Below are 25,698 nucleotides of genomic sequence, written 5' to 3'. Positions count from 1 at the left end.
ATGAACGGACAGACTCTCAATCGCCGCACCTTCGTCGGCAGTCTCGCTGCCGCTGGCGGCGCCTTCCTGCTTCCGTCCGTGACGCGCGGCGCCCCGCTGGCAGGTGCGCTGGCCCCTGCGATGCTGATCGCGTCGCGAAGCATTCCCGCCGTGATGGAGAGCTTCCGGACCACCGGCTTCCGGGCCGACGGCGACGGCGGGGGTGCACTTTACCGCCGCGTGGCCGCTCGCCCTGCGCACGCCTTCGCCCTGCAGGATGCGAACGGCGCCTGGTACGAAGGCCAGGCGGAAAACGGCTTCATCGACGCCGCCGCGCTCGGGGCGCTGGGCCGGTCTTCCAATGAAATCCCGGCGTTGCAGCGGGCGCTGGATGCGGCCATCGCCAAGGACAGCTGGCTGCGCCTGAAATCGGGCGCGACCTATGTCTGCGATCCGTCGAAAGCGGCCGGGAACGGCTGGATGGCCCTGCCGCGCAATGGCCAGTCGGTCCGGATCGATTTCAACGGGGCGACGCTGAAATTCGCGGACAATTTGCCGCGCGACAAGGGGCGCTTCTGGCACCTGTTCTCCGTCCCCCTGCAATCCGCGCGGGGAGGGCGCAACCGGCGCGTGCCGCTCGTCCATCTGCGCGGACCCCGGCTGGACGGCAATGCCCGGTCCCAGCCGCGCCCCGTGGGCCGCTCGGATTACGAGCAGCGCTCACTCATCCGCGTTGCCGCGCATGACGGCAACCGCATCGAACGCGTGATCATCGAGGATGCGTGGATCGAGGACCGAATCGCCGACGGTCTCATTATCGGCAATTCGACGTCGGAGAGCGACGGGCCGCGCGCACCCATCGCGCGCTGCGACATCATCCGCCCGCGATGCGGGCCTGCGGACAATGCGGTTCGCGCCTTCATCGGGGTGGGCTCGGGCTGCAGTCACACGCGCATCGTCGACCCCCAGGCCGCGCCGCGCCGCGCGGGCGGGCGTTACAACTCGATCGAGACCGAATTCAGCAGCATAGGTTCTCAGAAGGTGCTGCTCGAAATCGAAGGCGGTACCGTCGATGCGCTGGAACTGGGCGCGCCTTCCGACATGCGCGACCACCGGGACTTCAAGGTCCTCGCCACGAACCTGACCCTGCGCGACTACTACGTCCATGTCGGCGGCAGTATCGAGACGCGCGATTGCGACTTTGCGATCGGGCTGAAGAACGCTTTTGCCGTCCGGGAAGCGCTTCATCGTAATACCCTGTTCCGCCATGCGACGGAAGAAAGCGGCGAAGTCTGTCGGATTGCCATCCGGGCAGACTGGGTACCGATCAACGACTGGCGGGAGGAGAACTGCCGTCACATCCTCTCATCGGCGCCGTCAGCCGGCGCGAAGAACCCCGCGTTCAAGATGCTGCCGACCGAGGCGGGGAAGCAGGACGATATCCGGCTGCACCTGACCGGATGCAGCTTCGACCCGCGCTTCCCCATGGCGATCGACGGCTACGGAGGCGGCTCGGTCGTCACGCGCGACTGCCGGATGGGCGGACGGCTGGCGGGCGTGCGGACGGGATCGTTCGGCAAGTATGCCGGGACTTATGTGAGCCAAGGCGACGACTGGGGATCGGTCGGTGCGCCAGTCGCGGTCGAGATCATCGGAAACGTCGCACGCAACGCCCGCCACCGGATCGAGGGCGGCCGGTTCGGGGGCAAGAGCATCAAGCTGCGCGGCAGGTTCGCCCGCCAGTCGATCGCCGCCATCCCCCCGGGCGTGCGGCTCGACTCCTAGATCTTGCCGAGATCGCCCTTGCCGATCGTGCCGCTGGCCATCTCCAGCATCCTGTCGAGGCTCTGCTTTGCCTTCAGCCGCAACCCTTCCTCGATCTCGATCCGCGGCTCCAGGTCGCGCAGGGCGGTGTAGAGCTTGGGCAGCGTGTTGAGCGCCATGTAGGGGCAGATGTTGCAGGCGCAATTGCCGTCCGCACCGGGCGCGCCGATGAAGGTCTTTTCCGGCACCGCCTTTTCCATCTGGTGGATGATGTGCGGTTCGGTGGCGATGATGATCGTGTCGCCTTCGAATGTCTTCGAATATTGCAGGATGCCGCTCGTGCTGCCGACATAGTCCGCATGGTCGAGAATGGTCGGTGGGCATTCGGGATGCGCGGCGATGGGCGCGTCGGGATGCTGCTGCTTCAGCTTGAGCAGTTCGGTCTCGCTGAAGGCCTCGTGGACGATGCAGACGCCCGGCCACAGCAGCATTTCCCGCCCGAACTTGCGCGAAAGGTATCCGCCCAGGTGGCGATCAGGCCCGAAGATGATCTTCTGGTCCTCCGGGATCTGCTGCAGGATCGTTTCGGCACTGCTGCTGGTGACGATCACGTCCGACAGAGCCTTCACCTCGGTCGAACAGTTGATGTAGGTCAACGCGATGTGGTCCGGATGCGCTTCCCGGAACGCCTTGAACTTTTCCGGGGGACAGGAATCTTCCAGCGAGCAGCCGGCATCCATGTCCGGCAGTACCACGATCTTTTCCGGGCTCAGGATCTTGGCGGTATCGGCCATGAACTTGACCCCGCAAAAGGCTATGACGTCCGCGTCCGTTTCGGCCGCCATCTGGCTAAGCTGCAGGCTGTCGCCGACGAAGTCCGCGAGATCCTGGATCTGGGGTCTCTGGTAGTAATGCGCCAGGATCACCGCGTTGCGCTCCTTGCGCAGGCGATTGATCTCGGCGAGTAGGTCTTCGCCTTGCGGAAGGCTAGTTTCGGCTGTCATCGTGATCCCCGGAAATTCGCTTGCTTCGTGTATAGGGGCAATGTTCCGGATTGCGAGGGCGTTCCGAAGCGCCCGCGCACTCGAAACCCCACCACGGCGCGGCGGCCTGACTGCTATCCGCGTTCGTTCAGGCGCTGGGTTTCGAGGATCGTCTCGCAATGGGTCGGCACGCCCTGACGTTTGCGCCGGATGTCCCACACGGCCGCCTTCAGCACCGATATGGCGATCAGGGCCACCACGAAGGAGAACGGCAGCGCGCCGATGATCATGGTGATCTGAAGCGCCTCGATCCCGCCCAGGATCAGCATGCTCGCCACCACCAGCCCCAGCGCGACGCCCCAGAACAGGATGTGCCTGCGGCGGTCGCTGTCGTCCTCGCCTGCGCCGTTGATCGTGTTGACGATCAGGATCGCGCTGTCGGACGAAGTGATCAGGTGCGTCATGAGCAGCAGCACTACGAGACCGGACAGGAGATAGGCGAACGGGCCGTCCATCAGGACGGACAGGGTCGCGAAAAGCTGGTCGGAAATATTGGCCGACAGGATGGAGCCCGCGGCCTGGCCGCCGAGTTCCAGCTGGATGGCCGTCCCGCCGACGAAGGCCATCCAGATGAATCCCATCAGCGAAGGCACGAGCACGACTCCGAGGACGAATTCCCTGATGGTCCGGCCGCGCGAGACGCGCGCGATGAACATGCCGACGAACGGGGCGAAGGCGATCCACCACGCCCAGTAGAAGACCGACCAGTCGAGCTGCCACTGGGCCAGCGCATCGCCCCCCTCGGTGCCGTCGGGCCGCCAGAGCGTGAGCGCGGTTTGCGGAAGGGTCCGCAGGTAATCGAACAGACCCACGCCGAGCAGTTCCAGTCCGAGAAACCCTGCGCCAAAAATCGCGAAGACGGACAGCAGCAGGAAGGACAGGCCCATGTTGAGGTTGGACAGCCACTTGATGCCGCGCCCGACACCCGACAGCGCCGAGAAGGTGGACGCGCCCACCAGCAGCACCACGGCGATAATGATCGCCGTGGTCGATGCCGTTCCCTCGGCATTGAGCAACCAGTCGCCGAACCCGAGTCGATTGAGGCCGACCACGAATTGTTCGACACCGAAGCCCAGCGTGACCGCCACGCCCAGGATGGTCGCGACGACCGCCACGATATCAATCAGGTGGCCGACGAGCCCCGACAGCCGCGCACCGAACAGCGGCGACAAGGCACTCCGGATCGTGAGTGGCAGGCCGCGACGATAGGACACGTAACCGACGCCGAGGCCCACCAGCGCGTAGATCGCCCATGGTGCAAAGCCCCAGTGGATGAAGGTCCAGATGAAGGCGGGACGCACCGCCTCTGCCGATACGGGATCGACCAAGCCGCGGATGATGTCCGGGTTGTTCTGGAAATGGGCAAGCGGCTCACCGGTCGAATAGGTCAGCATTCCGATCCCGATGCCGGCGCCGAAAAGCATGGCGAACCACGAAAACAGGCCGAATTCCGGCTCCTCCCCTGGTGCGCCCAGCCTGAGCGATCCCGATTGGGGAATGACGGCGAGCAGGAGCGTCACGAGCATCAGGAACGCGACGAGATAGACGTACCAGCCGGCGAACGCTCCGATGATGGCGGTGTTGGCGAGCGTCAGCGTGTCGGAGGCTTGTGTGGGGAAAAACACGACCCAGGCGATGAGGGCGCTGACGATGATCTTGCCCGGGATCGTCACGTGGACATTGAAACCGCGATAGAAGCCGCTTTCCGCTGTCGCGACCGGAAGATCCGTGCAGGGCGGCGAAATTCCCTCGCCGGGTTCGGGCTTCGCTGCGATATCCGTCAAGTCGTGTCCCCTCAGAAGGTAAGGCCGGCATCGATGCTGCCGATGGAGGGGCAACCGCCAGGTTAGGGGAGCGCAACAGGCAGCCCCGTTCTTGTGGTGCCCAAGGATGCCAAGAAGGGCACCCCGGGGCAAGGGTATCAGGCGATCCGCCAGATCCCGCTATCGTCCACAACGCGCCCGCGCCCCTCAAGGTCCAGCAAATGCGCGGTAACGCTCATTTCGGCGGCGCCCGTGAGGCGGGGATCGAGCCCCTTGTACATTTCTGGAATGAATTCGCCGACGGCACGCGGCGCCTCGCCCAGCAGGCGCAGGATCTGGTTTTCGCGCTGGCGGCGGTGTCCGATCATCCCTCGGACCAGTTGCCGGGGCCGCTCGATCGGTGCCCCGTGGGCGGAGTAATAGACCCGGTCATCGCGGGCGTAGAGCTTCTCGAGGCTGGCCATGTAGTCGCCCATGTCGCCATCGGGCGGCACGACGACGCTGGTGGACCAGCCCATGACGTGATCGCCGGAGAACAGGGCGCCCGTCTCCTCCAGTGCGAAGCAAAGGTGGTTGGAGGTGTGGCCGGGCGTGTGGATGGCGCGCAGGGTCCATCCGGTTCCGGTCATCGCCTCGCCATCCTCCAGCACCCGGTCCGGCGCGTAGTCCGCATCGAAGGATTCGTCCGACCGGGGCAGGTCGGTGCGGATGACCAGCGGCGCGCAGCCCACGATCGGTGCGCCCGTGCGCCGTGCCAGAGGGCGCGCGGCGGGCGAATGGTCGCGGTGGGTGTGGGTGCACATGATCGCCACGAGCGCGTCGTCTCCGATCGCCTGCACGATCGCGTCGACATGGTCGTCATCGTCCGGACCAGGGTCGATCACGGCAATCTCGCCCGCATTGCCGACCAGGTAGGTCTGTGTTCCGGTATAGGTGTAGGGCGACGGGTTCGGCGCCAGTATCCTCCGCACGAGCGGCTCGGGCTGTTCGACGTTTCCGGTCGGCCAGGGTTTTGGAGGCATTTTCACCATCGCGCCCATGTGAGGGCGCAGGCCGGCAAAGTCGAGGGCCGCACCTGCCGGCTCGCGCCGCGCCATGGACTTGCAGCGGGCATCGGGGCAGGAAGTCGGCATGTCAGACGACCTGATCCTGGTGCTCGACGAAGGCACCACTTCGACGCGCGCAATGCTCTTCACGGCGGACGGCAGGATCGCCGGCAAGGCGCAGCAGGAGATAACGCAGCATTATCCCAGGCCCGGATGGGTGGAGCAGGACGCGACCGAGATATGGCACCGGACGCTGGCCTGCGCGCGCGAGGTGGTGGAGCAGGCCGGGGGACCGCGCTCGATCGCCGGCATCGGCATCACCAACCAGCGCGAAACCGTGGTCGCCTGGGATCGTGATACGGGCGAGCCGCTGGCCCGCGCCATCGTGTGGCAGGACCGCCGGACGGCCGGGAGGTGCGCGGCGATGAAGGAAGCTGGGCTCGAGGCAGCGATCCAGAAGGAGACCGGCCTGCTGCTCGACCCCTATTTCGCGGGGACGAAGATGCGCTGGCTCATCGAACGGGAGGAACCGGTAGCCGCCGCTGCAAAACGCGGGACGCTCGCCCTGGGGACGATCGAGAGCTGGCTCGTCTTCAAGCTGACCGGCGGCACGTTCGTCAGCGATGCCAGCAACGCGTCGCGCACGTTGCTGCTACCCCTCGCCGGGGCACAGTTCGATGAAGGCCTGTGCGACACGTTCGAGGTTCCGCGCGGGGCGCTCGCCGAAGTGGTCGACACGTCGGGGGCCTTCGGCACGACGCTGCCCGAACTTCTCGGCGCGGCGATCCCGATTTGCGGACTGGTAGGCGACCAGCAGTCCGCGACCATCGGGCAAGGGTGCCTGTCGCCCGGCGATACCAAGGCGACATACGGCACTGGCGCCTTCGTGCTGTCGAACCAGGGCGAGACCATCCCGTCCTCGGACCACCGCTTGCTGGCGACGGTGCTGTACCAGGAAGGCGGACGGCGCACCTACGCGCTCGAAGGGTCCGTGTTCGTGGCGGGCAGCCTGATCCAGTGGCTGCGGGACTCGCTCGGCCTGCTCGGAACTGCGGCGGAGAGCGAGGCGCTCGCGCGATCGGTCCCGGACAGCGGCGGAGTTGTCATCGTGCCCGGCCTGAGCGGTCTGGGCGCTCCGCACTGGCAGCCCGATGCGCGCGGCGTGATTGCCGGCCTCAGCTTCGCGACCGGTCGGGCCCAGATCGCCCGCGCGGCGCTGGAAGCGATGGCGCACCAGACTTACGACCTGGCCGAGGCATTCGCCGCCGATGGCGCGCGATGGACCATGCTGCGCGTCGACGGGGGCATGAGCGCCAACGACTGGATGGCGCAGGACATCGCCAACCTCCTAGACCTCCCGGTCGAGCGCCCCGACATGGTGGAAACCACCGCGCTCGGCGCGGCGATGCTTGCATCGGTGGGCGCGGGATTGCATCCCTCGCTCGAAGACGCGGCGGCGGAAATGGGAGGGGAAGAAGAGCGCTTCGAGCCCGATATGGACGAGCGTGAACGGACCCTTCGGCTGGATGGCTGGAAAAAGGCGCTTGCCGCGAGCTAGGCCCGTCCGGCGAAATTGACTTCCAGCCGCGCCCGCAGGCGATCGAGCGCACTGGGTTCCATTTCGAATTCCGCGCGCCAGGCGGTGTCGAGGCGCGAGAGGCGATGGTGGATGCGCCGCGTGCGTTCGATCAGGGTTTCGATGTCCGGTCCGAGAAGTTCGAGGTTCTCGCGCTCCGGTTCGCGATCGGGCGGCAACTGCCCGTGCCGGCGCAACTGGAATTCGGTCAACTCGCCGTTGAAATAGGCCCGTCGGTTCAGCAGCCATGCGAGGACGTGCATGATCCGGGTCGTGGTGCGCAGGCCTTCGACGGAAAAGGCCAGCTTCATGCTTTCGGCCTGCGAACCGGCCGCCGGCGGATCGGACAGGGCGAAGGTTTCCCGGACCTCGTCAGCGAGCAAGAGCGCTTCTGTATACAGCCCTTCGATGATCGGCTGCGTAAGGTCGGTCGGTTGCCCCATTGCGTCTGGGTAGACCAGGCATTGCCGTTTCGGAAATGCGCGGAGACCCGAAAGTCCCCGGGAATTTTCGCTGTCCCGATTCAATACGCAAAATCAGGCGATGATGTCGGGCAGCAGTTCGTCCTCGATCAGGGCGATCCGGTCGCGCAGGAGGAGCTTGCGCTTCTTCAACCGGGCGATCTGCAGCTGGTCGTGGGACTCGGCCATGCGCAATGCCTCGATCGCGGAATCGAGGTCCCGGTGCTCGGTCTTCAGCAGCGCAAGTCGCTTGCGCAATTCGGTCTCGTCCATCGCCTCGTGTCCATCGCCGTTCGTCGCGAGTCTGCCTGCTTCGGTCGCTTAGGCCATTCCGGAGGGTTCGCAAGCCGTCCCGCCTATGCTTACATCCCTCCTGCGCGGTTCGTCCGCGAGGACGAGTCGCTTGCCGGTCCTCCATGGGGGAGGATTGACGAGAAGGAGAAGCTCATGATTTCGTCCCACGTCAGCGCCCTGCAGTCCAAGCATGCCAGCCTCGAAGCCGCGATCGCGGACGAGCTGAACCGCCCGGCACCCGACGAGACGACGATTTCCACGCTCAAGCGCCAGAAGCTCCGGATAAAGGAAGAAATCGCCTCGCAGTAACGGACTGCTTTGCGTTCATCCCGGGTTGGTCTAGGCGGTGCAGACATGTCTGCTGCCGCCGCCGCCCGGGAAATCCTGACCAGCCTGCACGAGGTGATGGCCTCGCGCATGCATGCGCAGGGCAAGCTCGACCGCGTGGTCGAGATCATCGGTGAAAGCCTCGATAGCGAGGTCTGCTCGATCTACCTCCTGCGCGACGGCATGCTCGAGCTGTTCGCTACGCGCGGTCTCAACCAGGAAGCGGTCCACGTCACGCGGCTAGCCATCGGCGAAGGCCTGACGGGCACCATCGCCCACAATGTCGAAACGCTGAACCTCGCCGAGGCGAAGGCGCATCCCGACTTCCTCTATCGTCCAGAAACGGGTGAAGAGAAGTTCCACAGCTTCGCCGGCGTCCCGATCGTGTCGCGCGAGCGCGCGGTCGGCGTCCTGTGCGTCCAGCATGTCGATCCGCGCCGGTATGCCGATGTCGAGATCGAGGCGCTGCAGACGACCGCGATGGTCCTGTCGGAAATGATCGCCAATGCCGAACTGATCGACGAGGAGGTCACCGGGCCGACCGCGCTCCAGACCGGACCTGCGACGCTGAGCGGTCTGTCGCTGGTCAACGGGCTGGGCGACGGGTGCGCCGTCTTCCACCAGCCCCGCGTCACGATCGACCAGGTCATGGCCGACGACATCGAGGTCGAACGCCAGCGGGTCTACAGCGCATTCGACCGGATGCGCGATCAGATCGACACGATGGCCAGCCAGGCGGAGTTCGGCGCAGGCGGCGAGCACGAGGAGGTCCTGAAGACCTATCGCATGTTCGCCTACGACGAAGGGTGGAGCCGCCGGATCAACGAAGCCATCGACGCCGGACTGACCGCGGAAGCCGCCATCGAGCGCGTGCAGCAGCGCACCCGGATGCGGATGCGCGAGATCGACGATCCGCTGCTGGCGGAACGGATGCACGATCTGGAGGACCTGTCGAACAGGTTGCTGCGGATCGTTTCGGGCCAGATCGGCACTGCCGCGACGCAGGGGCTGCGACGAGACACCATCCTCATCGCCCGCAACCTCGGTCCCGCGGAACTGCTCGAATACGACAAGCGGCGCCTGAAGGGCGTGATCCTGGAGGAAGGATCGCTTACTGCGCACGTGGTCATCGTCGCGCGGGCGATGGGAGTCCCGGTGGTCGGCCGCATCCGTGGCTTGCGCGGCATCGTGCGCGAGGAAGACCGCGTGCTGGTCGATGGCGACAAGGGTATCGTCACGATCCGTCCCGCCCAGACCGTGCTGACCGCGTTCAAGGAACGTGTCGCGGAGAAGCGCGCGCGGCAGGCGAGCTATGCGGACCTGCGCGATGTCGAGCCGTTCACCCGCTGCGGGACGCGCATCGAGGTCATGATGAATGCGGGCCTTCGCGAGGATATCAGCACGCTGAACCTCGTCGGGGCGGATGGCATCGGCCTGTTCCGCACGGAGTTCCAGTTCCTTGTCTCGGCCACGCTGCCGCAGCGCGAGCGCCAGCTTCGCCTGTACCGCGACGTGCTCGACGCGGCGAAGGGCAAACCGGTCATCTTCCGCACGGTCGATATCGGCGGCGACAAGGCCGTGCCCTACCTCAACAGTGAGGAGGCAGAGCACGACGAGAACCCCGCAATGGGCTGGCGCGCCCTACGCCTGGCGCTCGAACGCGAAGGACTGTTGAAGGCACAGGCGCGCGCCCTGCTGGAAGCGGCAGGGGGCAGGACGCTTAACGTCATGTTCCCCATGGTCTCCGAACCGTGGGAATTCCTCGCCGCCCGCAAGGTTTTCGAGGACCAGGCCGCCTTCCTCAAGCAGCAGCGGAAGAAGGCGCCCGAAGCGATCCGTTATGGCGCGATGCTGGAAGTGCCGGCGCTGGCCGATGCGCTGGACCTGCTCGTGCCGCACGTCTCGTTCCTTTCGATCGGGACGAACGACCTGACCCAGTTCCTCTTTGCCGCCGATCGCGCCAACCCCAAGCTGGCGCAACGCTACGACTGGCTCAGCCCGGCGATCCTGCGCTTCCTGCGGCGGGTGGTCCAGAACACGGTCGGCAGCGGGATCGCCCTCGGTGTGTGCGGCGAAATGGGTGGGCGCCGGCTCGAGGCGCTTGCGCTGCTGGGTCTCGGCATTCGCAGGTTGTCGATCACGCCCGCCGCGATCGGGCCGGTCAAGGGTCTGGTGAGGCAGGTCGATCTGAACGAGATCAAGAAGGCGATGGATCGCTGGCTCCTCTCGCCGCCTGCTGATCTGCGCGCGGAGTTGACCGAATGGGCGCTTTCGCGCGACATCGCGATCGACTAGTACGGGGCATCGCCCGTCGTGAAGTTCGCGCGCTTCGACGCTTGGCGCGGCATTTTGGAAAGCACTGGACTTGACAGTCCGGACCGCCTGCGTGCGACAGCGGTCCACGACTACGGGTCGAAGGATGGGTAATGGCCGAAGACAGCGGCAGAAACGAACTCCACAGGAGAAATGCGGACGACATGGGTCCGGACGATACGATGCATTCCGATAGCGTGCGTGAAGACAATCCCGGTTACGAGATTCCGGCGGGCGCCGGACCGCAGTTGCGTGCGGCGCGCGAGGCGCGCGGGCTATCCATGGACGATGTCGCGGAACAGACGCGCATTCCGCTTAGGCACATCGAAACGATCGAGCGCGGCGCATTCGACGAACTGCCGGCCAGGACCTACGCGATCGGATTTTCGCGAAACTACGCAAAGGTCGTGGGCCTCGATCAGCAGGACATCGCGGCCATGGTGCGCGCCGAACTGGACGAAAGCGGAGCGCCGCCGAGCCAGTCCGACAGGCGCAATTTCGAGCCGGGCGATCCGAACCGGGTGCCGTCCCGGGGGCTGGCGATTTTTAGCGCCTTCGCGGCGATACTGCTCGTCGTGGGCGTGATCGCCTATTTCGGGGACATGTTCTTCCCGGGATCGGGTCCCGGTCCGGTCACCGAGGAGACGACGTCAGCGCAGGCGGCGAACGAGCCGACCGCCGGCGATGCGCCTGCACCGACGCCCACAGGCGGACCGGTCATCTTCACCGCGTTGGAGGACGAGATCTGGGTGCGTTTCTACGACGGCACGGAAGACAACATCCTGCTCGAGAAGATCATGTCGGAAGGCGAGAGCTATACCGTTCCCGCCGATGCGCAGGATCCGCAGATCAACACGGGACGGCCGGATGCGCTCGGGATCAGTATCGGCGGGGAAGTGGTGCCGAAGCTGTCGGAAGAGCTCCAGACGATCAACGAGGTCAAGGTCAGCGCTGACGCTTTGCTCGCCCGCGGCGATACGCCCGAACCGGCGGAGACGCCCGAGGGCTAGAGTTTCCACCGTTTCGCGCGGCGGAATTCTCGACATGCGCGGCATGGCGGGCGATTAAGCGGCGCGTTCATCCGCGGTTTGGGCATGATGCGCGATGCCCGGGGACAAGAGGACAGGAGCCGAAAGCCAGATGATCATCCGCCCAATCCGACCCATCGCTGCCGGGCTTGCCGCAATGGCGGTGCTGTGCGTGGCGCCGCCTGCCGTGGCGCAGGACAACGCCGAAGCGCGCATCCGCAAGCTCGAATCCGAAGTGCGGGCGCTGCAGCGGCGCGTTTTCCCGGGCGCCGACGGCGTTTACTTCGAACCCGAAATCACGACGCCCCAGGGTACGCCGTCCACATCGACGACACCGTCGACGACGGCCGTGACCGATATCCTCGCGCGGCTCGACGCGCTCGAATCCCAGCTCGCCTCGCTCACCGCGCAGGGCGAGCAGAACGCCAACGAACTGCGCCTCCTGTCCGAGCGTGTCGAAACGCTGGAAGAGGCGCGGGTCGAAATGCCGGTGCCGGGCACGACGACGGTGGACAGCAACCTTGGCGCCATGACCGGATCGAGCGGCGGGACCGCTGCACCATCGCAGTCCACGACGCCGGCGCGTGCGGCGCCTTCGCCGGAACGTCTGGCGGCTGTGCAGGCCATCGCCAAGCCTTCGACCGACGATGCCGGCGACGACGAATATTCCTACGGTTTCCGCCTGTGGGATGCGGGCTTCTATCCCGAGGCGCAGCAGCAGCTGACGATGTTCGTCGAGGAATATCCGAACCACTGGCGCACGACCTACGGGCGAAACCTCCTCGGGCGCGCCTATCTCGACGATGGCCAGCCGGCGAGTGCGGCACCGTGGTTCCTGCAGAACTACCAGGCCAACAAGACCGATGCCCGCGCCCCCGACAGCCTGCTGTATCTTGCCGAAGCCATGATCGCGCAGAACGACACGCGGCGGGCCTGCATCGCGCTGGCCGAGTTCGGCGAGACGTATCCAGCGGTCGCGTCCGGCCGCCTGTCCGCCGATTACCAGCGCAGCCTCGGCCGGGTCGACTGCGATTGATAGCGCGCCGGACCTCTCGCTAGTCGAGCGGTTCCGGTCCGACTGGACCGCGCTGTGCCCGCATGGCGACAGGTTCGGGCTCGCCGTTTCGGGTGGGCCCGACAGTCTCGCCCTTCTACTGCTGGCCCATGCCGCCTTTCCGGACAAGGTCGAGGCGCTGACCGTCGATCATGGCCTGCGCCAAGAGGCCGCCGCCGAGGCCGCGATGGTCGCAAAGATTTGCGGCAGTCTCGGCGTGCCGCACCGCATTCGGCGCGTATCCCTCGGACCGGGGAATACCCAGCATCGGGCACGCGAGGCCCGTTACACCGCTCTGGCGCAATGGTCCGCGGAGCGGGGCCTTTCCTCGGTCGCCACCGCCCACCATGCCGACGATCAGGCCGAAACGCTCCTGATGCGGCTCAACCGGGGCAGCGGAATTCGCGGCCTTTCGGGTATCCGCGCGGTGTCCACCCGGTCGGATGGCGGGCTGGTTGTCGTCCGGCCGCTCCTTGGCTGGCGAAAGCGGGAGCTGGAGCGCATCGTCGCGGAGAGCGGTCTCGAGGCCGCCAGCGATCCGTCGAACACGGACGACCGGTTCGACCGCGCCCGTATTCGCAAGGGTCTGGCCGACGCGGACTGGCTGGATGTGGACGCCATCGCCCGCAGTGCAGGCCATTTCGCGGAAATCGAGGGATTGCTGGACTGGGTGATCGACCGGGAGTGGGCCGAAGCCGTCGAGATTGAGCCTGACCGCATTAGTTACGCCCCGGGGCGCTCCGGGGCGCCGCATTCCTCGGCGGTCAGGATCGGGATCGTCGAACGGTCGGCCAGCGAACTTGGGTGCACATCCATGACCGGCAGCGCTGCCGCGACGATCGTTCTTGGACTGACGGAGGGCCGTGCCGTCAACGCCGCAGGACTGGATGCACGCGCAAAGCGGACATCGGGTGGGGAAGAGTGGATTTTCAGTCGCGAGACGCCGCGACGGGAGCGCTGATCAGAGAAGCGTATCGCCCATCTGCAATGTCTCTCCGCGCGTGATGATGACCGTGTCGCCCTTCTTCGCGATGGCGAACAGGCGGCTCGCCAGATCGTCCGGGATCGCGATGCAGCCATGGCTGGCATAGCCGTTCTCGACTTCGCTCCCGCCGTGGATAGCAATGCCGTCCCACGTCAGGCGCAGCGTCCAGGGCATGGGCGCATTGCCGTATTTCTCCGACACGTTGTGCCGTTCCTTGGTCAGGATCTTGAAGGTTCCGGTCGGCGTCGGATGCTTGTCGGTTCCGAGCATCGCCGCCGCAGCGCCGATCTCGTAACCGCCCTGGAAGATCGAGATGACGCGCGCGTCGAGATCCACCGTGATGACGAGCTTGCCCGGCGGCACGCCTTCGGTGTCCCAGAACCATTCGCCGTACTTGATCGGGCCGTCGATATCGAGGACGCGCTTGACGACGAACTCCTCGTCGTCGGCGGCCACGGTCTGGAAAGAGGCCTGCTGCAACTGAGCGCCATTTTCGTCCGCCGTCGTGGCCTCGGATGCGAGCAGGGTCGCGGAGAGACCGTCGTCCTCGATTTCCACCACGTCGGGCTGGACGGAACCCAGCGCCGCGGGGTCGACCGGCACGGCGTTCTCGATCCTCGCTGCGGAAGCCTCCGCCTCTTTCGGCTGCCACAGGTCGGATGCGAGCGTGGCGCCACCGAAGGCGAGAAGAAGCGCGGCCGAGGCGCCGCCGATCCATTTCATCATCGGGTTCATGCAGGGACAATGCCCCAAGGGTGGGAGTCTTTCCAGACCAATCGATTGTCCGTCCCGGCGGGGGACATTCTCCGGACCGAGGTAAACTGCCTGCTTCAGACCCGGGTGACGGTGACCGTTTTCTCCAGGAATTCGGTCATTCCGAAGCTGGTCATGAAGCTGACATCGGCGGCGTCGCGGCCGACGCCGATCTTCACGATCTCGCCCGCCTCCGCCATTCCGGTCGCGTCGAGCAGGTACCAGGCGCCGCCGCCCGGCGTCGTGCTGTCCTGCAGGAAAACCTCCGCGACCGCGTGGAAATCCGGGGGGGTCACGTCGGGCGCGTAGCAGCTGACGAAGCGGGCGGGGACGCCGGCGGCGCGGGCGAGGGTGACCATGACGTGGGCGTAGTCCCGGCAGATGCCGCGGCGTTCGACGAAGCTGTCGAGCGCGGTCGTGGTCGCGCTGCTGGAGCCGGGCGCGTAGGTGAAGTTGTCCGCGATCCAGTCCCGCATGGCGAGCATCTGGCGCCCGCCGGAGACGTCCCCGAACTCCGCATCGACGAAGGACTGGAACTTGTCCCCGCGGCAATAGCGACTGTCGAACAGGTACTGGACCGTTTCCCCGGGCAGCTTGAGCGGGTCCATTTTCTCCAGCGTTTCCAGCTTGGTAAGCAGACGATCCACTTCCACCACGGCGCGATAGGAGGCTTCGAAACGCCCTTCCGCGCGGACCCAGAGGCGGTCCCCGATATCGTCCTGCGCGTCGATGCGGGCGAAGCTGTCCCAGCTGGAAAGCTCGGTGCGGAATTCGCTCAGGCGCTGCTCCGGGATCATCGCCGCTTCGAACTGGAGCAGGACATCGGTGGGTTCTTCGGCCCTGAAGGCGAAGTCTGTGGCGATCTGGAGGGGCATGGTTTTCCTACGTGCGAGCGGGTCCGCGGTTTCACGGACAACAATTGAGGTGGTAATCGCAGTGCAACTGAAGCGCTCGATCGTGGCGCGAACGGACGGGTTCGCGGCCTCAGCCGTTCGCGGGCACCCCGAAGAGATCGTGCGCGTCGGCATCTTCCACCTGCACGTCAACGATATCGCCCTGCTGGAGCGACGCCGGCACGTTCCTCAGGAAGACCTGCCCGTCGATTTCGGGCGCGTCGGCCTGGCTGCGCCCGGTTGCGCCGATGTCGCCATCCTCGTCCGGCTCGCCGACCTCGTCGATGATGACGGGCAGGGTGGTGCCGACCTTGGCGGCGAGCTTTTCGGCGGAGATCCGCTCGGTCACTTCCATCAGGCGGGCATAGCGCTCTTCCTTCAGCGCTTCGGGCACCGGATCGGGCAGGGCGTTGGCGGCAGCGCCTTCGACGGGTTCGAAGCGGAACGCGCCGACCCGGTCGAGCCGGGCTTCTTCCAGCCATTCGAGCAGGTAGGAAAAATCCTCTTCCGTCTCGCCCGGGAAGCCGACCACGAAGCTGGAGCGGACCGCGATCTCGGGGCAGATCTCGCGCCAGCCCTTCAGCCGTTCCAGCACCTTTGCCTCGTTGGCGGGTCGCTTCATCCGCTTCAGCACCGCCGGTGCGGCGTGCTGGAAGGGGATGTCGAGATAGGGCGTCAGCAGCCCTTCGGCCATCAGCGGGATGACCTGGTCCACATGGGGGTAGGGATAGACGTAGTGCAGCCGCACCCAGGGCGGGGTGCCTTCCGCCGTGCGCAGGCCGCCCAGTTCGCGCGCGAGATCTGTCATGTGGGCGCGCACGGGGCTGCCCTTCCAGTCGCGTTCCTCGTGCCGGGTGTCGACGCCGTAGGCGCTGGTGTCCTGGCTGATCACCAGCAGTTCCTTCGTGCCCGCCGCGACCAGCTTTTCCGCCTCGCGCAGCACCGCGTCGATCCGGCGGCTCGCCAGCTTTCCGCGAAGCTGCGGGATGATGCAGAAGGCGCAGGAGTGATTGCAGCCCTCCGAAATCTTCAGATAGCTGTAGTGGCGCGGGGTCAGCTTCACGTCCGGCTGCGGGATCAGGTCGACAAACGGACCCTGGCTGGGCGGGGCGTGGGTATGCACCGCTTCCACCACCTGCTCGTACTGGTGGGCGCCGGTCACGGCGAGCACGCTGGGATGCGCGGCGCGGATCGTGTCCGCCTCGTCGCCCATGCAGCCGGTCACGATCACGCGCCCGTTCTCCGCGATCGCTTCACCGATGGCGGCAAGGCTTTCCTCCTTCGCGCTGTCGAGGAAGCCGCAGGTGTTGACGAGCACGACGTCGGCCCCTGCATAATCCGGGCTCATCGCGTAACCGTCCGCGCGCAGCCGGGTCAGGATGCGTTCGGAATCGACCAGCGCCTTGGGACAGCCGAGGCTGACCATGCCGACCTTCTTGGCATCGGGAAGAGTGGTGGGTGTTGCAGTCATGATTGCGCGCGCCCCTACACCCGGAACGCGCTTCGCGCTAGGCAAACGCAATCCGCGCAAAAAGGAATACGAATTTGGGACCGATCGATCTTCACGAAGTGGTGCTGGGCGCCTGTGCCTTCTTCCTGGTCGGGATGGCCTGGTACGGCATCGCGTTCCGCGACGTCTGGACGCGGGCCGTCGGGCGGGAGAAGGGCGACTTCACCGGCCGGTTGCCGCTGTGGCTGGTCTTCGGCCTCACTTTCGCCTTCGCGCTGCTGGTCTCGCTCACGCTGACGCACCAGTTCGCCATGTCGGCCCCGTCAGACCGGGCGAAGATGATGATCGCGGTCGGGTACGGGCTCACTATCATGGTCCCGGCGGTGGGCATCCGGTATCTCTACCTCAACGTGCCGGGCCGGGTGTTCGCGATCGATGCGGGCTTCTTCGTCACCGCCATGGCCGCGATGGGCGCGGCGCATGTCCTGTTCGACTAGGGATTGCCGATCCGCCCGGGCGGACGGTCAGGCCTTGTCGCCGTGGCCGTCACCCTTGGTGGTGCCGTTTTCGGTCGGCACGATTTCCACGATGATGTCGCCCGGCTGCAGGTTCTGGCACTCCTCTTCCCAGAAGCCGAGCGCATTGCCGTTGCGGTAGATCCTGAGGCCCCGGCCACCGGACGTGAGGTTCTGGATCGAGCAGCCGCATTCGTCCGGGCCGACTTCGCGCTCAACCAGTTGCACCCGGCCGCTGACGCTGGCGAGGTCCGCCAGGTAATCCGCGATATGCGCGCCGCGCGCACTCCCGGCCAGCAGCAGGCCGGTGAACTGGACCGGGTTGATGACCGTGTTCGCGCCGGCCTGCCGGGCCAGGAATTCGTTGTCCGCAGCGCGCACCACCACGCTGATCGGCACGTTGGGCGCCAGGTGGCGCACGGTCAGCACGATCAGGATGGAGGTATCGTCGCGCCCGGCGGAGACCAGCACGTTCTGCGCTTCGCTGATGCGGACCGCCTCCAGCGTCTCGTCCCGCGTGGCGTCGGCCGCCATGATGTTGCAGCCGAGCTTTTCCGCCTCGATCAATCGGTCCTCGCTGGGGTCGATGACCACGATGCATTCCGGGTCCGTGCCGCGCTCGATCAGTTCGTTGACGCTTTCCGAGCCCGACACGCCATAGCCGAGCACCACGATGTGATTGGAAAGCTGATCCTGGATACGTGCCATGCGCCACTTCTCCCAGCTACGCTTGATTATGAAATTGTAGGCCGTGCCCACGAAGATGAAGAACACCGCGAACCGGATCGGCGTCACGATGATCGCTTCGACCATGCGCGCCCGGTCGGTCACCGGCGCGATATCGCCGAAGCCGGTCGTGGTGACGGAAATCATGGTGAAATAGACGACGTCCGAAAAGCTGACTTCGCCGTCCACATTGTCGACCAGCCCGCCGCGATCCCACCAGTGGATCATCACGACGAGCATGATGAGGGCGAGCGCCACGCCCAGCCGGATGCCCAGATCGCCCCAGACGGGTATCTTCACCGCGCGACGAAGCGGCTTGAAGCGGGGTCCGCGAACCCGCCTGCGATTGCCCCCGCTCTCGATCCGGTCGATCTGGTCGCTCATCGCGGCCCGTGCTGCCGTGGCAGGGCGCAAAGCGCAAGTGGCAAAGACTTACGCAGGATCGTCGAATGCCTGCCGGAGCGAGGCGAGCGAGGCCTCGTGAGTCAGTTCGAGCTGGAGCGGGGTGACGGCGATGTAGCCATCGTCGATCGCTTCAAGGTCGGTGCCGTGGTCCAGCGTATGCTCGATCGAGTGGAGGCCGAACCAGTAATAGGTGATCCCGCGCGGGTCCTTGCCTTCGACCACGCTGCCGCGCGAATAGTCGTGGAAGCCCTGCCGCACGACGCGGATGCCCTTCACCCGGCTGCCGGGCAGCGGCGGGAAGTTCACGTTGATCAGCGTGCGTTCGGTGAACGGCTGGTCCAGCAGCGGGGCCAGCACGCGATGCCCCCACTGGCGTGCCGCCTCGAACATGTCATGCTCCGGGTCCCGGTCCTCGATCGGCGCCAGCACCTGGCTGAGCGCGATCGAGCGGATGCCGGCCAGCGCGCCTTCCATCGCGGCGGAGACGGTGCCCGAATAGGTGATGTCGTCGCCAAGGTTCGCCCCGCGATTGACGCCGGACAGGATCAGGTCGGGCGCGGTGCCGTCCAGCACCTTGCGCAGGCCCAGCGTCACGCTGTCGGTCGGCGTGCCGGTGACGCAGAAGCGCCGCTCCGCCAGCTTGCGCAGGCGCACGGGCATGTTGAGGGTCAGCGAATGGCCGGCGCCCGACATTTCCTCCGCCGGGGCGCAGACCCAGATATCGTCCGACAGGGTGCGGGCGATTTCTTCCAGGATGGCGAAGCCGGGCGCGTTCACGCCGTCGTCATTGGTGAGCAGGATGCGCATCAGGCCGCAGGCTCCAGCATGGTGAGGCCGCCCATATACGGGGCAAGCGCGTCGGGAACGGCGATGCTGCCGTCCTCCTGCTGGTAGTTTTCCATGACCGCCACCAGCGTGCGCCCGACCGCGAGGCCGGAGCCGTTGAGCGTGTGGACGAAGGCGGTCTTCTTCTCGCCTTCGGGGCGATAGCGCGCGTTCATCCGGCGGGCCTGGAAATCGCCCGTGTTGGAGCAGGAACTGATCTCGCGATAGGCGCCCTGTCCGGGCAGCCAGACTTCCAGGTCATAGGTCTTGCGCGCGCCGAAGCCCATGTCGCCCGTGCACAGCAGCATTGTGCGGTAAGGCAGGCCGAGCGCTTCCAGCACGCTTTGCGCCGCGGCGGTCATCCGCTCGTGCTCCGCCTCGCTGTCCTCGGGGCGCACGATGCTGACGAGCTCGCATTTCTCGAACTGGTGCTGGCGGATGAAGCCGCGCGTGTCCTTGCCCGCCGCACCCGCTTCGGACCGGAAGCACTGGGTCAGCGCGGTCAGGCGCAGGGGCAGGGCGGCATCGTCGATGATGTCGCCCATGACGGAACTGGTCAGGCTGACTTCGGAGGTCGGGATCAGCCAGCGGTCATCGGTGGTGCGGAAGCTGTCCTCGGCGAACTTGGGCAGCTTGTCGGTGCCGTACATCGCCTCGTCCCGGACCAGCACGGGCGGATTGCACTCGGTGTAGCCGTGCTGCTGCACCTGGTGGTCCAGCATGAACTGGCCGAGCGCGCGGTGGAGGCGGGCCATGGGGCCACGCAGGAAGGTGAAGCGCGCGCCGGAAATCTTGGCGCCGGTCTCGAACTCCATGCCGAGCGCGGGGCCGAGATCGGCGTGTTCCTTCGGCTGGAAGGCGAAATCGCGCTTCTCGCCCCAGCTGGCGACTTCGACATTGTCGCTCTCGTCGCTGCCTTCGGGCACGTCGTCGGCGGGCAGGTTGGGAATGCGGGCCAGCGTGTCCTCGAGCTGCTCGCCCAGCCGGCGGTCTTCCTCTTCCAGCGCGGGCAGGGTCTGCTTCAGCTCCGCGACTTCGGCCTTGAGCGTCTCCGCCCTGGCGGTATCGCCCTGACCCATCGCCTGCCCGATGGCCTTGCTCGCCTCGTTGCGGCGGCCCTGCGCTTCCTGCATGCGGGTGGCGACATCGCGCCGCTGGCGGTCGAGTTCCAGGATGGCGGCGGAAACAGGCTCCAGCCCGCGGCGGGCGAGGCCGGCATCGAACGCGTCGGGGTTGTCGCGGATCAGGCGAATATCGTGCATGGGTGCGCGCTATAAGCGTGGGGAATGCAAGTCCAGTGACGATCCGAGCCCGCCTGGTCCATTTCGTCGGCTTTCGCGACGACCGGTACTGGAACGCGGTGCGCGTCTTCGGGCCGCCGGACGTGATCCATGCCGCATGGGACCGCTACGCCGCGGACGATGTGGCGCCGGGCGACGTCGTGGTGCACGCGACGGGGGAGGCGGACCGCCCGCCGCGCAGCTTCTCGACCGAGGCGGCCCGCAACCGCGCGCAGCGCCGCCGCAAGACCAGCAGAAGTTAGCCGGCGGAACCGAGTGGCGCGGGCGCGGTTGCTGTCATGAAAAGGAGATACACATGCTCGGCAAGATGATCGGCGCCCTGGTGGGCGGCAAACTGGCGCAAAATACCCGCGGAATCAGCGGCCCGACCGGGGTCGCGGCAGGCTTCATCGTACCGGCGGTCCTGCGCCGCCTGAGCCTGCCCGGAATGCTGGCGATCGGTGCCGGTGCCTATGTCGCCAAGAAACTCGGCGAAAAAGGCCCCCCTCCCGGCACCGTCCGCACGAACGACTAGAAGCGCACCTCGCCGGTCACGAAGAACCGGCGGGGATCGCCGTAGAACGCCGTCAACGTCCCCTCGCGCCCCAGCGTGGGGACGAACGGTGCGTTGATCCCGTCACCCGCCACGAAGTTGTAGCCGGCAACGATGTACCGCTTGTCGGTCAGGTTCTTGCCATGCACCCCGATCGACCAGCGATCGTCGTCCGATGAGTAGACGATGCTGGCGTCGAGCAGGACGAAGCCGTCCTGGTCCAGCAGGCGGTTGGGAACCTCGAACTGGCTGGCATCCGAGCGCATCGAGATCGAGCCGATGAAATCCAGCATTCCCGTCGCGACCGGCAGGCCGAGATTGGCAGTGGTGCTGACTGTCCATTCGGGCGTGTTCTGGAACACCCGCTGGTCCGCCACGTCGTTGCCGAAATTGTCGATGAACTCGTTGTATTTCGCATCGAGGTAACCGACCGCCCAGTTGACGTTGAAGCGGCTGCCGAGCCCTGCGAAATCGCGCCCGACCAGCGCATTGCCTTCGAACTCGACCCCGTTGATGTCCGCGCTCGCGGCGTTGGTCGTGACCCCGACGAAGGTGTCGTTGATCCCGTCATTGTTGGTGTCGAGCCCGATCGAGCCGGGGATCTGCACGTCGCTGTAATCGCCCAAGAATCCTGCGAGGCTGAGATTCAGGCGGTTGTCGAGCAGCGAGGCTTTCCAGCCCAGTTCGTAGCTGTCGACCGTTTCGGGATCGAAGCTCAGGAACGCGAACTGATCCTCGTAATCGACGTCGCCGTCCCCGTCGATGTCGGGGGCGCCGGTCGTCTGCCCGCGCGGATCGAAGCCGCCGCCCTTGAAGCCTTTCGAATAGGTGAAGTAGAAATTGTGGTTCTCGTTCGGCTTGAAGCTGATCGAGCCGCGCGGAGTGAACTTCTCGAACGAGCGTTCCCCGTTGAAGTCCGACGTCACCGCGAAGGGCACGCCCGTGCCGCCGAACAGGTCGGAGAACCCGCCCACGAAGCTGGTGCGCAGGATCTGGCTGGTGCGCTTGTCCCAGGTGTAGCGTCCGCCCAGCGACAGGCTGAGCTGGTCGCTCAGGTCGTAGGTGAAGTCGCCGAAGACCGACCAGGTCTCCGTATCGACATCGCCCAGCGTCTGAGCGGTGAAGCCGGGCAGGCTCAGCAGGTCGCCGAGCAGGAACAGGCCGGTGTCGAACGCGGTGAAGGCGTTGGCGTTGAGGTAATAGGCGCCCAGCACGCCCGCCAGCCGGTCGCCTTCGACCAGTACCTGCAGCTCCTGGCTGAACTGGTCGTTCTCGTAGATCGCCGGCACGTCGAGGTCGACGGCGGGAAGGCTGTCGAAATCGATCGGGGAGGTGGAGCTGTCCTCGCGGTAGCCGGTGATCGATTTCAGCGAGATCGTGTCCGACAGCTCGAATTCCGCCGTCAGCGAGCCGCCATAGGCTTCCACTTCCTGGTCGACGATATCGAGGCCGGCGCGCGTGTCGTACACGTCGTCCAGCACCGGCGCGCCGGTCAGCAGGCCCGGGATCAGGCGCGAACCCTGGCGGGCCTCGCTCTCGTCCTTGATGTAATCGCCCGACAGGCGGACGAACAGCGGACCGCTGTCGAACTCGATCGTGCCGCGCGCGGCCCACACGTCCTTGTTGTAGTTTTCCGTGCCGAGATTGAGGTTCTCGCCGAAGCCGCCGCGCGACAGGCGCGCCGCGCTGGCACCGACCCGCAGCGTATCGCCCAGCGGCGCGGCCACGCTGACCACCGCATCGGCCTGGTCGTAGGAGCCGTAGGTGCCGCGTACCTTCACTTCGAACTCGTCCGGCAGGCGGCGGCTCACATACTTGATCGCGCCGCCGATCGTGTTGCGGCCGTAGAGCGTGCCCTGCGGCCCGCGCAGCACCTCGATCCGCTCCACGTCGTAGATGTCGAGGACGGCCGCCTGCGGCCGGTTGAGATAGACGTCGTCAACATAGAGGCCGACGCCCGCCTCGAACCCGGCGACCGGGTCCTGCTGGCCCACGCCGCGAATGAAGGCGGTCAGCGTAGTGTTCGTACCGCGGCTGACTTCCAGCGTCAGGTTGGGCACCTTCTGGCCGATCTCGGTCAGTTCCTGCGTGCCGGTCTTGACCAGCTGGTCGCCCGAGAAGGCGGTGATGGAGAGAGGAACGTCGATGATGTCCTCCTCGCGCCGACGGGCGGTCACGACGATGACATTGTCGCTTTCCCCCTCGTCCTGCGACAGGACCGGGGCCCCGTCGGTATCCTGCGCCACGGCCGGAGTGCCGATGGCAAGGGCGGCGGTCCCTGAAAGCAGGCCCGCAACGGCGCGGCGAACGACGAAACGCATGAAACTCTCCCTTGTGTATATTCTGTTTCTGCGACGCTGATATTGAAACCTGAACCGGTTTTCAAGTTCTCTCTTGTGCCACAGCGATCTTGGGCCTAGTTTTCGTAGGCATGAGGGGAAACACGGGGACCGCGGTGGCCGACAGCGCCAAGCAGCCACGCACCGAAAGGGGGCGCCGGACGCTGCGCAAGCTGCTGGATGCGGCCGGTGCCGAATTCGGCGAGAAGGGGTTTCACGAAACCTCGATCAGCGGCATCACGATGCGCGCCGGCGTGGCGCTGGGCACGTTCTACACTTATTTCGACAGCAAGGACGCGATCTTCCGCGCTCTGGTGCGCGACATGAGCGATGCGGTCCAACGCGCCGCGCGCGAGGCCCTGGCCGAACCCATGCCGGCGCTGGACGTGGAGCGCGAAGCGCTGGCCGCGTTCCTGAAATTCGCCGGCGAGCACAAGGAAGTCTATCGCATCATCGACGAAGCCGAGTTCGTCGATCCGGCCAGCTACCGCGAGCATTACGAGACGATCGCACAGCGAATCCTCGCCCGCCTGCAGCGCGGTGCCGAGCGCGGGGAAATCCGCGAGGACGTCGACGAGGCCCATGCCTGGGCGATTATGGGCATGAACGTGTTCCTGGGCCTGCGCTACGCCGTCTGGGAAGACGGGAAGCTGGGGGCCGACGAGGTCGCGAGGTCCGCCAACGCCCTCCTGACCCGCGGCCTGGCGCCCGATTCGTCGCGCCACTAAGCAATCCGGATCAATTCCTGCGGAACCCCCACGGGGCATAACCGTCTAGGGTAGCGTAACCACCGATTCCGATACGAACTGCAGCATGCCGACCAACATCCTCATCGTCGAAGACGAGTTTCTCATCGCGCTCGAAATGGAGGAGGTCGTCCGCGATCTTGGCCATCGTTCGATCGGTGTCGCCGACACGATGGAAGCGGCCCTCGCACTGGCGAATGCCGAAGTGGATGTCGCCCTTGTGGATATCAACCTGGCGGACGGCGCCACCGGTCCGCTGATCGGCGCCCGGCTGGTGACCGATTACGATATCGACGTGGTCTTCGTCACCGCCAATCCTGCCCAGCTAGGCGAAGGGATCGACGGCACGCTGGGCGCGGTGGAAAAGCCGGTCGACCTTTCGATCCTGAAGGATGTGCTGGATTTCGTGCTCGCGATGAAGCGGGGCGAAGACCTGCCCGATCCGCCCAAGGCGCTGAAGCTTTTCGGTACCGCCTAGGCGTTTTCGACGAGGCGCTGCCGCTGCACGTCCATGTCGATTTCCAGCCCGTCATCGGTTCTGAGTCGCTCGTAGGACCCGCCCAGCTGCTGCCTGATGGCAAGGTCGATCAGGCGTGAGCCGAAGCCGGAGGCCGGCTCTTCCGTGGGCGCAGGCGGACCGCCGGTCTCGACCCAGCGGAGGCCGACCGTCTCGTCGCCCTCTGTCAGTTCGAGCCTCACGCGACCGTCCGCAGACGAGAGGGCGCCATACTTCATCGCGTTGGTGGCAAGCTCGTGGAAAATGAGTGCAACGGGCGTCGCCGCCTTGCTGCCGATCAGCAGGTCACCGCCGGTCACTTCGATGCGACCTTCCGACCAGGCCGGGTAGGCGTCGAAGATCGTCTCGAGCAGGGCGGACAGCGTCACGTCGCCAATCTCGGGCCGCGATTTTTCCGTATGCGGCCGGACGATCTCGTGCGCCCGACCAAGCGCGCGGATGCGGCCCAGCAGTTCGCCCGCCCGGTCGCCGAACGCATCGCTGGCACGCGCGGTCAGGCTGACGAGGCTGGAAATGATCGCGAAGATGTTCTTGATCCGGTGGCTGAGTTCCTGGCTCAGGATCTCGTTTTCCAGCGCGACGCGCTTGGTTTCCTCGATATCGGTACAGGTGCCGATCCAGCGCTGGATGACACCATCGTCATCGACCACTGGCAGCGCGCGGCCCAGCATCCAGCGGTACTGACCGCTATGGTGGCGCAGGCGATATTCGACCTCGTAGGGCTCGCCCGTCTCCAGGCTGCGGTTCCAGACCTCCCAGGCGTTGGGCTGGTCCTCCTCGTGGAACATGCCGGCCCAGCCTTCGCCATCGGTCGAGCCGACCGGGGCGCCGGTGAATTCGTACCAGCGGGCGTTGTAATAATCGTGCGATCCGTCCGGGAGCGTCGACCAGACGAGCTGCGGCATGGTGTCCGCCAGCGCATGAAAGGCCTCGCCCGCCGACTGGAGCGCGTGCTGCCGGCCCAGCGGAAGGACTTCCGCGCGATTGGCGGTATCGACGCTCTTGAGCCGGAACTTGCTGATAGCCGGGGAATTCATGGCCTTGCGTCTCTTTCACTGACCGC

General features: G+C 66.0%; 25 protein-coding genes. 12 read left to right on the top strand and 13 right to left on the bottom strand.

Annotated elements, in window-relative coordinates; genetic code table 11:
- Positions 1-1,764, top strand: a complete 1,764-nt coding sequence (locus AB1K63_RS07445; RefSeq protein ID WP_366959408.1) for a hypothetical protein — start codon at positions 1-3, stop codon at positions 1,762-1,764.
- Here the strand turns inward: AB1K63_RS07445 and nadA are convergent.
- The 3 genes from nadA to AB1K63_RS07430 form a co-directional block, all read right to left on the bottom strand.
- Positions 1,761-2,747: a quinolinate synthase NadA gene (nadA, locus tag AB1K63_RS07440; protein WP_366959406.1), complete on the bottom strand. Its 987-nt coding sequence runs from the start codon at positions 2,745-2,747 to the stop codon at positions 1,761-1,763. The two genes, AB1K63_RS07445 and nadA, sit on opposite strands and share 4 nt — an antisense overlap.
- Before the next feature lie 113 nt (positions 2,748-2,860).
- Positions 2,861-4,570, bottom strand: coding sequence for a BCCT family transporter (locus tag AB1K63_RS07435; RefSeq protein WP_366959404.1), 1,710 nt, complete (start codon positions 4,568-4,570; stop codon positions 2,861-2,863).
- Between the two features lie 137 nt (positions 4,571-4,707).
- Entirely contained in the window at positions 4,708-5,580 is an 873-nt protein-coding gene (locus AB1K63_RS07430; RefSeq protein ID WP_366960664.1) for an MBL fold metallo-hydrolase, read from the bottom strand.
- Positions 5,581-5,680: 100 nt separating this feature from the next.
- On the opposite strand from AB1K63_RS07430, the gene glpK reads away from it, so the two are divergent.
- Positions 5,681-7,153, top strand: a complete 1,473-nt coding sequence (glpK, locus tag AB1K63_RS07425; RefSeq protein WP_366959402.1) for a glycerol kinase GlpK — start codon at positions 5,681-5,683, stop codon at positions 7,151-7,153.
- Here glpK and AB1K63_RS07420 read toward each other — a convergent pair.
- Positions 7,150-7,614: a DUF1465 family protein gene (locus AB1K63_RS07420; RefSeq protein ID WP_366959400.1), complete on the bottom strand. Its 465-nt coding sequence runs from the start codon at positions 7,612-7,614 to the stop codon at positions 7,150-7,152. The genes glpK and AB1K63_RS07420 overlap by 4 nt on opposite strands.
- 93 nt (positions 7,615-7,707) lie before the next feature.
- Complete coding sequence (locus AB1K63_RS07415) at positions 7,708-7,905, bottom strand: DUF465 domain-containing protein (protein WP_366959399.1); 198 nt, start codon at positions 7,903-7,905, stop codon at positions 7,708-7,710.
- 174 nt (positions 7,906-8,079) lie between these two features.
- Here AB1K63_RS07415 and AB1K63_RS07410 point away from each other — a divergent pair, with 174 nt between their 5' ends.
- The 5 genes from AB1K63_RS07410 (at position 8,080) to tilS (ending at position 13,609) form a co-directional block, all read left to right on the top strand.
- Positions 8,080-8,235: a DUF465 domain-containing protein gene (locus AB1K63_RS07410; RefSeq protein ID WP_366959398.1), complete on the top strand. Its 156-nt coding sequence runs from the start codon at positions 8,080-8,082 to the stop codon at positions 8,233-8,235.
- A gap of 45 nt (positions 8,236-8,280) precedes the next feature.
- Positions 8,281-10,548 carry a phosphoenolpyruvate--protein phosphotransferase gene (ptsP, locus tag AB1K63_RS07405; RefSeq protein WP_366959397.1) on the top strand — a complete coding sequence of 756 codons (2,268 nt, stop codon included), beginning with the start codon at positions 8,281-8,283 and terminating at the stop codon, positions 10,546-10,548.
- A gap of 131 nt (positions 10,549-10,679) precedes the next feature.
- Positions 10,680-11,576 carry a RodZ domain-containing protein gene (locus tag AB1K63_RS07400; protein WP_366959395.1) on the top strand — a complete coding sequence of 299 codons (897 nt, stop codon included), beginning with the start codon at positions 10,680-10,682 and terminating at the stop codon, positions 11,574-11,576.
- Between the two features lie 130 nt (positions 11,577-11,706).
- The gene (locus AB1K63_RS07395) at positions 11,707-12,630 is read left to right on the top strand and encodes a tetratricopeptide repeat protein (RefSeq protein WP_366959394.1); all 924 of its coding nucleotides are present in this window, start codon (positions 11,707-11,709) and stop codon (positions 12,628-12,630) included.
- A gap of 52 nt (positions 12,631-12,682) precedes the next feature.
- Positions 12,683-13,609, top strand: coding sequence for a tRNA lysidine(34) synthetase TilS (tilS, locus tag AB1K63_RS07390; protein ID WP_366960663.1), 927 nt, complete (start codon positions 12,683-12,685; stop codon positions 13,607-13,609).
- Here tilS and AB1K63_RS07385 read toward each other — a convergent pair whose 3' ends face one another.
- From AB1K63_RS07385 to rimO, 3 genes are all read right to left on the bottom strand, one after another.
- Positions 13,610-14,359: a L,D-transpeptidase family protein gene (locus tag AB1K63_RS07385; protein ID WP_366959393.1), complete on the bottom strand. Its 750-nt coding sequence runs from the start codon at positions 14,357-14,359 to the stop codon at positions 13,610-13,612.
- 104 nt (positions 14,360-14,463) lie between these two features.
- Complete coding sequence (locus AB1K63_RS07380) at positions 14,464-15,261, bottom strand: transglutaminase family protein (protein WP_366959392.1); 798 nt, start codon at positions 15,259-15,261, stop codon at positions 14,464-14,466.
- Between the two features lie 109 nt (positions 15,262-15,370).
- Positions 15,371-16,750, bottom strand: a complete 1,380-nt coding sequence (gene rimO / locus AB1K63_RS07375; RefSeq protein ID WP_366959390.1) for a 30S ribosomal protein S12 methylthiotransferase RimO — start codon at positions 16,748-16,750, stop codon at positions 15,371-15,373.
- A gap of 74 nt (positions 16,751-16,824) precedes the next feature.
- Between rimO and AB1K63_RS07370 the strand changes: the two genes are divergently transcribed.
- Positions 16,825-17,226, top strand: a complete 402-nt coding sequence (locus AB1K63_RS07370; RefSeq protein WP_366959388.1) for a DUF1761 domain-containing protein — start codon at positions 16,825-16,827, stop codon at positions 17,224-17,226.
- A gap of 27 nt (positions 17,227-17,253) precedes the next feature.
- Here AB1K63_RS07370 and AB1K63_RS07365 read toward each other — a convergent pair whose 3' ends face one another.
- From AB1K63_RS07365 to serS, 3 genes are read right to left on the bottom strand one after another with little or no spacing between them, the layout of a single operon-like run.
- Complete coding sequence (locus tag AB1K63_RS07365) at positions 17,254-18,354, bottom strand: potassium channel family protein (RefSeq protein ID WP_366959387.1); 1,101 nt, start codon at positions 18,352-18,354, stop codon at positions 17,254-17,256.
- Between the two features lie 48 nt (positions 18,355-18,402).
- Entirely contained in the window at positions 18,403-19,182 is a 780-nt protein-coding gene (gene surE / locus AB1K63_RS07360) for a 5'/3'-nucleotidase SurE (protein ID WP_366959386.1), read from the bottom strand.
- Positions 19,182-20,462 (bottom strand): serine--tRNA ligase, encoded by a 1,281-nt coding sequence (gene serS, locus AB1K63_RS07355; RefSeq protein WP_366959385.1) that lies wholly within the window; start codon positions 20,460-20,462, stop codon positions 19,182-19,184. Before serS ends, surE begins: the two co-directional genes overlap by 1 nt.
- Before the next feature lie 35 nt (positions 20,463-20,497).
- Between serS and AB1K63_RS07350 the strand changes: the two genes are divergently transcribed.
- Both AB1K63_RS07350 and AB1K63_RS07345 read left to right on the top strand, forming a co-directional pair.
- Positions 20,498-20,743, top strand: a complete 246-nt coding sequence (locus AB1K63_RS07350; protein WP_366959384.1) for a hypothetical protein — start codon at positions 20,498-20,500, stop codon at positions 20,741-20,743.
- A 53-nt stretch (positions 20,744-20,796) separates the two neighbouring features.
- Positions 20,797-21,015 carry a hypothetical protein gene (locus tag AB1K63_RS07345; protein WP_366959382.1) on the top strand — a complete coding sequence of 73 codons (219 nt, stop codon included), beginning with the start codon at positions 20,797-20,799 and terminating at the stop codon, positions 21,013-21,015.
- Here AB1K63_RS07345 and AB1K63_RS07340 read toward each other — a convergent pair.
- The gene (locus AB1K63_RS07340; RefSeq protein ID WP_366959381.1) at positions 21,012-23,354 is read right to left on the bottom strand and encodes a TonB-dependent receptor; all 2,343 of its coding nucleotides are present in this window, start codon (positions 23,352-23,354) and stop codon (positions 21,012-21,014) included. The two genes, AB1K63_RS07345 and AB1K63_RS07340, sit on opposite strands and share 4 nt — an antisense overlap.
- A 110-nt stretch (positions 23,355-23,464) precedes the next feature.
- Between AB1K63_RS07340 and AB1K63_RS07335 the strand changes: the two genes are divergently transcribed.
- Together AB1K63_RS07335 and AB1K63_RS07330 are read left to right on the top strand one after the other, a co-directional pair.
- A complete protein-coding gene (locus tag AB1K63_RS07335; RefSeq protein ID WP_366959379.1) occupies positions 23,465-24,100 on the top strand; it encodes a TetR/AcrR family transcriptional regulator in 636 nt (211 codons plus the stop codon).
- 85 nt (positions 24,101-24,185) lie between these two features.
- Positions 24,186-24,596 (top strand): response regulator, encoded by a 411-nt coding sequence (locus tag AB1K63_RS07330; protein WP_366959377.1) that lies wholly within the window; start codon positions 24,186-24,188, stop codon positions 24,594-24,596.
- On the opposite strand, the gene AB1K63_RS07325 is transcribed toward AB1K63_RS07330, so the two are convergent.
- Positions 24,593-25,672 (bottom strand): PAS domain-containing protein, encoded by a 1,080-nt coding sequence (locus AB1K63_RS07325; RefSeq protein ID WP_366959376.1) that lies wholly within the window; start codon positions 25,670-25,672, stop codon positions 24,593-24,595. The genes AB1K63_RS07330 and AB1K63_RS07325 overlap by 4 nt on opposite strands.
- Positions 25,673-25,698 lie beyond the last annotated feature (26 nt).

The organism is Qipengyuania sp. JC766 (assembly GCF_040717445.1).
Taxonomy (GTDB): Bacteria; Pseudomonadota; Alphaproteobacteria; order Sphingomonadales; family Sphingomonadaceae; genus JC766.
Note: the sequence above shows the minus strand (reverse complement) of the source record. Positions and strands in the feature narration are given on the sequence as shown.

Bases quoted from the DNA above. Each gene is read 5' to 3' on its own strand.
- AB1K63_RS07445 (WP_366959408.1), top strand. From the start codon at position 1: ATGAACGGACAGACTCTCAATCGCCGCACCTTCGTCGGCAGTCTCGCT.
- nadA (WP_366959406.1), bottom strand. From the start codon at position 2,747: ATGACAGCCGAAACTAGCCTTCCGCAAGGCGAAGACCTACTCGCCGAG.
- AB1K63_RS07430 (WP_366960664.1), bottom strand. From the start codon at position 5,580: ATGGTGAAAATGCCTCCAAAACCCTGGCCGACCGGAAACGTCGAACAG.
- glpK (WP_366959402.1), top strand. From the start codon at position 5,681: ATGTCAGACGACCTGATCCTGGTGCTCGACGAAGGCACCACTTCGACG.
- AB1K63_RS07420 (WP_366959400.1), bottom strand. From the start codon at position 7,614: ATGGGGCAACCGACCGACCTTACGCAGCCGATCATCGAAGGGCTGTAT.
- AB1K63_RS07415 (WP_366959399.1), bottom strand. From the start codon at position 7,905: ATGGACGAGACCGAATTGCGCAAGCGACTTGCGCTGCTGAAGACCGAG.
- AB1K63_RS07410 (WP_366959398.1), top strand. From the start codon at position 8,080: ATGATTTCGTCCCACGTCAGCGCCCTGCAGTCCAAGCATGCCAGCCTC.
- ptsP (WP_366959397.1), top strand. From the start codon at position 8,281: ATGTCTGCTGCCGCCGCCGCCCGGGAAATCCTGACCAGCCTGCACGAG.
- AB1K63_RS07400 (WP_366959395.1), top strand. From the start codon at position 10,680: ATGGCCGAAGACAGCGGCAGAAACGAACTCCACAGGAGAAATGCGGAC.
- AB1K63_RS07395 (WP_366959394.1), top strand. From the start codon at position 11,707: ATGATCATCCGCCCAATCCGACCCATCGCTGCCGGGCTTGCCGCAATG.
- AB1K63_RS07385 (WP_366959393.1), bottom strand. From the start codon at position 14,359: ATGATGAAATGGATCGGCGGCGCCTCGGCCGCGCTTCTTCTCGCCTTC.
- AB1K63_RS07380 (WP_366959392.1), bottom strand. From the start codon at position 15,261: ATGCCCCTCCAGATCGCCACAGACTTCGCCTTCAGGGCCGAAGAACCC.
- rimO (WP_366959390.1), bottom strand. From the start codon at position 16,750: ATGACTGCAACACCCACCACTCTTCCCGATGCCAAGAAGGTCGGCATG.
- AB1K63_RS07365 (WP_366959387.1), bottom strand. From the start codon at position 18,354: ATGAGCGACCAGATCGACCGGATCGAGAGCGGGGGCAATCGCAGGCGG.
- surE (WP_366959386.1), bottom strand. From the start codon at position 19,182: ATGCGCATCCTGCTCACCAATGACGACGGCGTGAACGCGCCCGGCTTC.
- serS (WP_366959385.1), bottom strand. From the start codon at position 20,462: ATGCACGATATTCGCCTGATCCGCGACAACCCCGACGCGTTCGATGCC.
- AB1K63_RS07345 (WP_366959382.1), top strand. From the start codon at position 20,797: ATGCTCGGCAAGATGATCGGCGCCCTGGTGGGCGGCAAACTGGCGCAA.
- AB1K63_RS07340 (WP_366959381.1), bottom strand. From the start codon at position 23,354: ATGCGTTTCGTCGTTCGCCGCGCCGTTGCGGGCCTGCTTTCAGGGACC.
- AB1K63_RS07335 (WP_366959379.1), top strand. From the start codon at position 23,465: ATGAGGGGAAACACGGGGACCGCGGTGGCCGACAGCGCCAAGCAGCCA.
- AB1K63_RS07330 (WP_366959377.1), top strand. From the start codon at position 24,186: ATGCCGACCAACATCCTCATCGTCGAAGACGAGTTTCTCATCGCGCTC.
- AB1K63_RS07325 (WP_366959376.1), bottom strand. From the start codon at position 25,672: ATGAATTCCCCGGCTATCAGCAAGTTCCGGCTCAAGAGCGTCGATACC.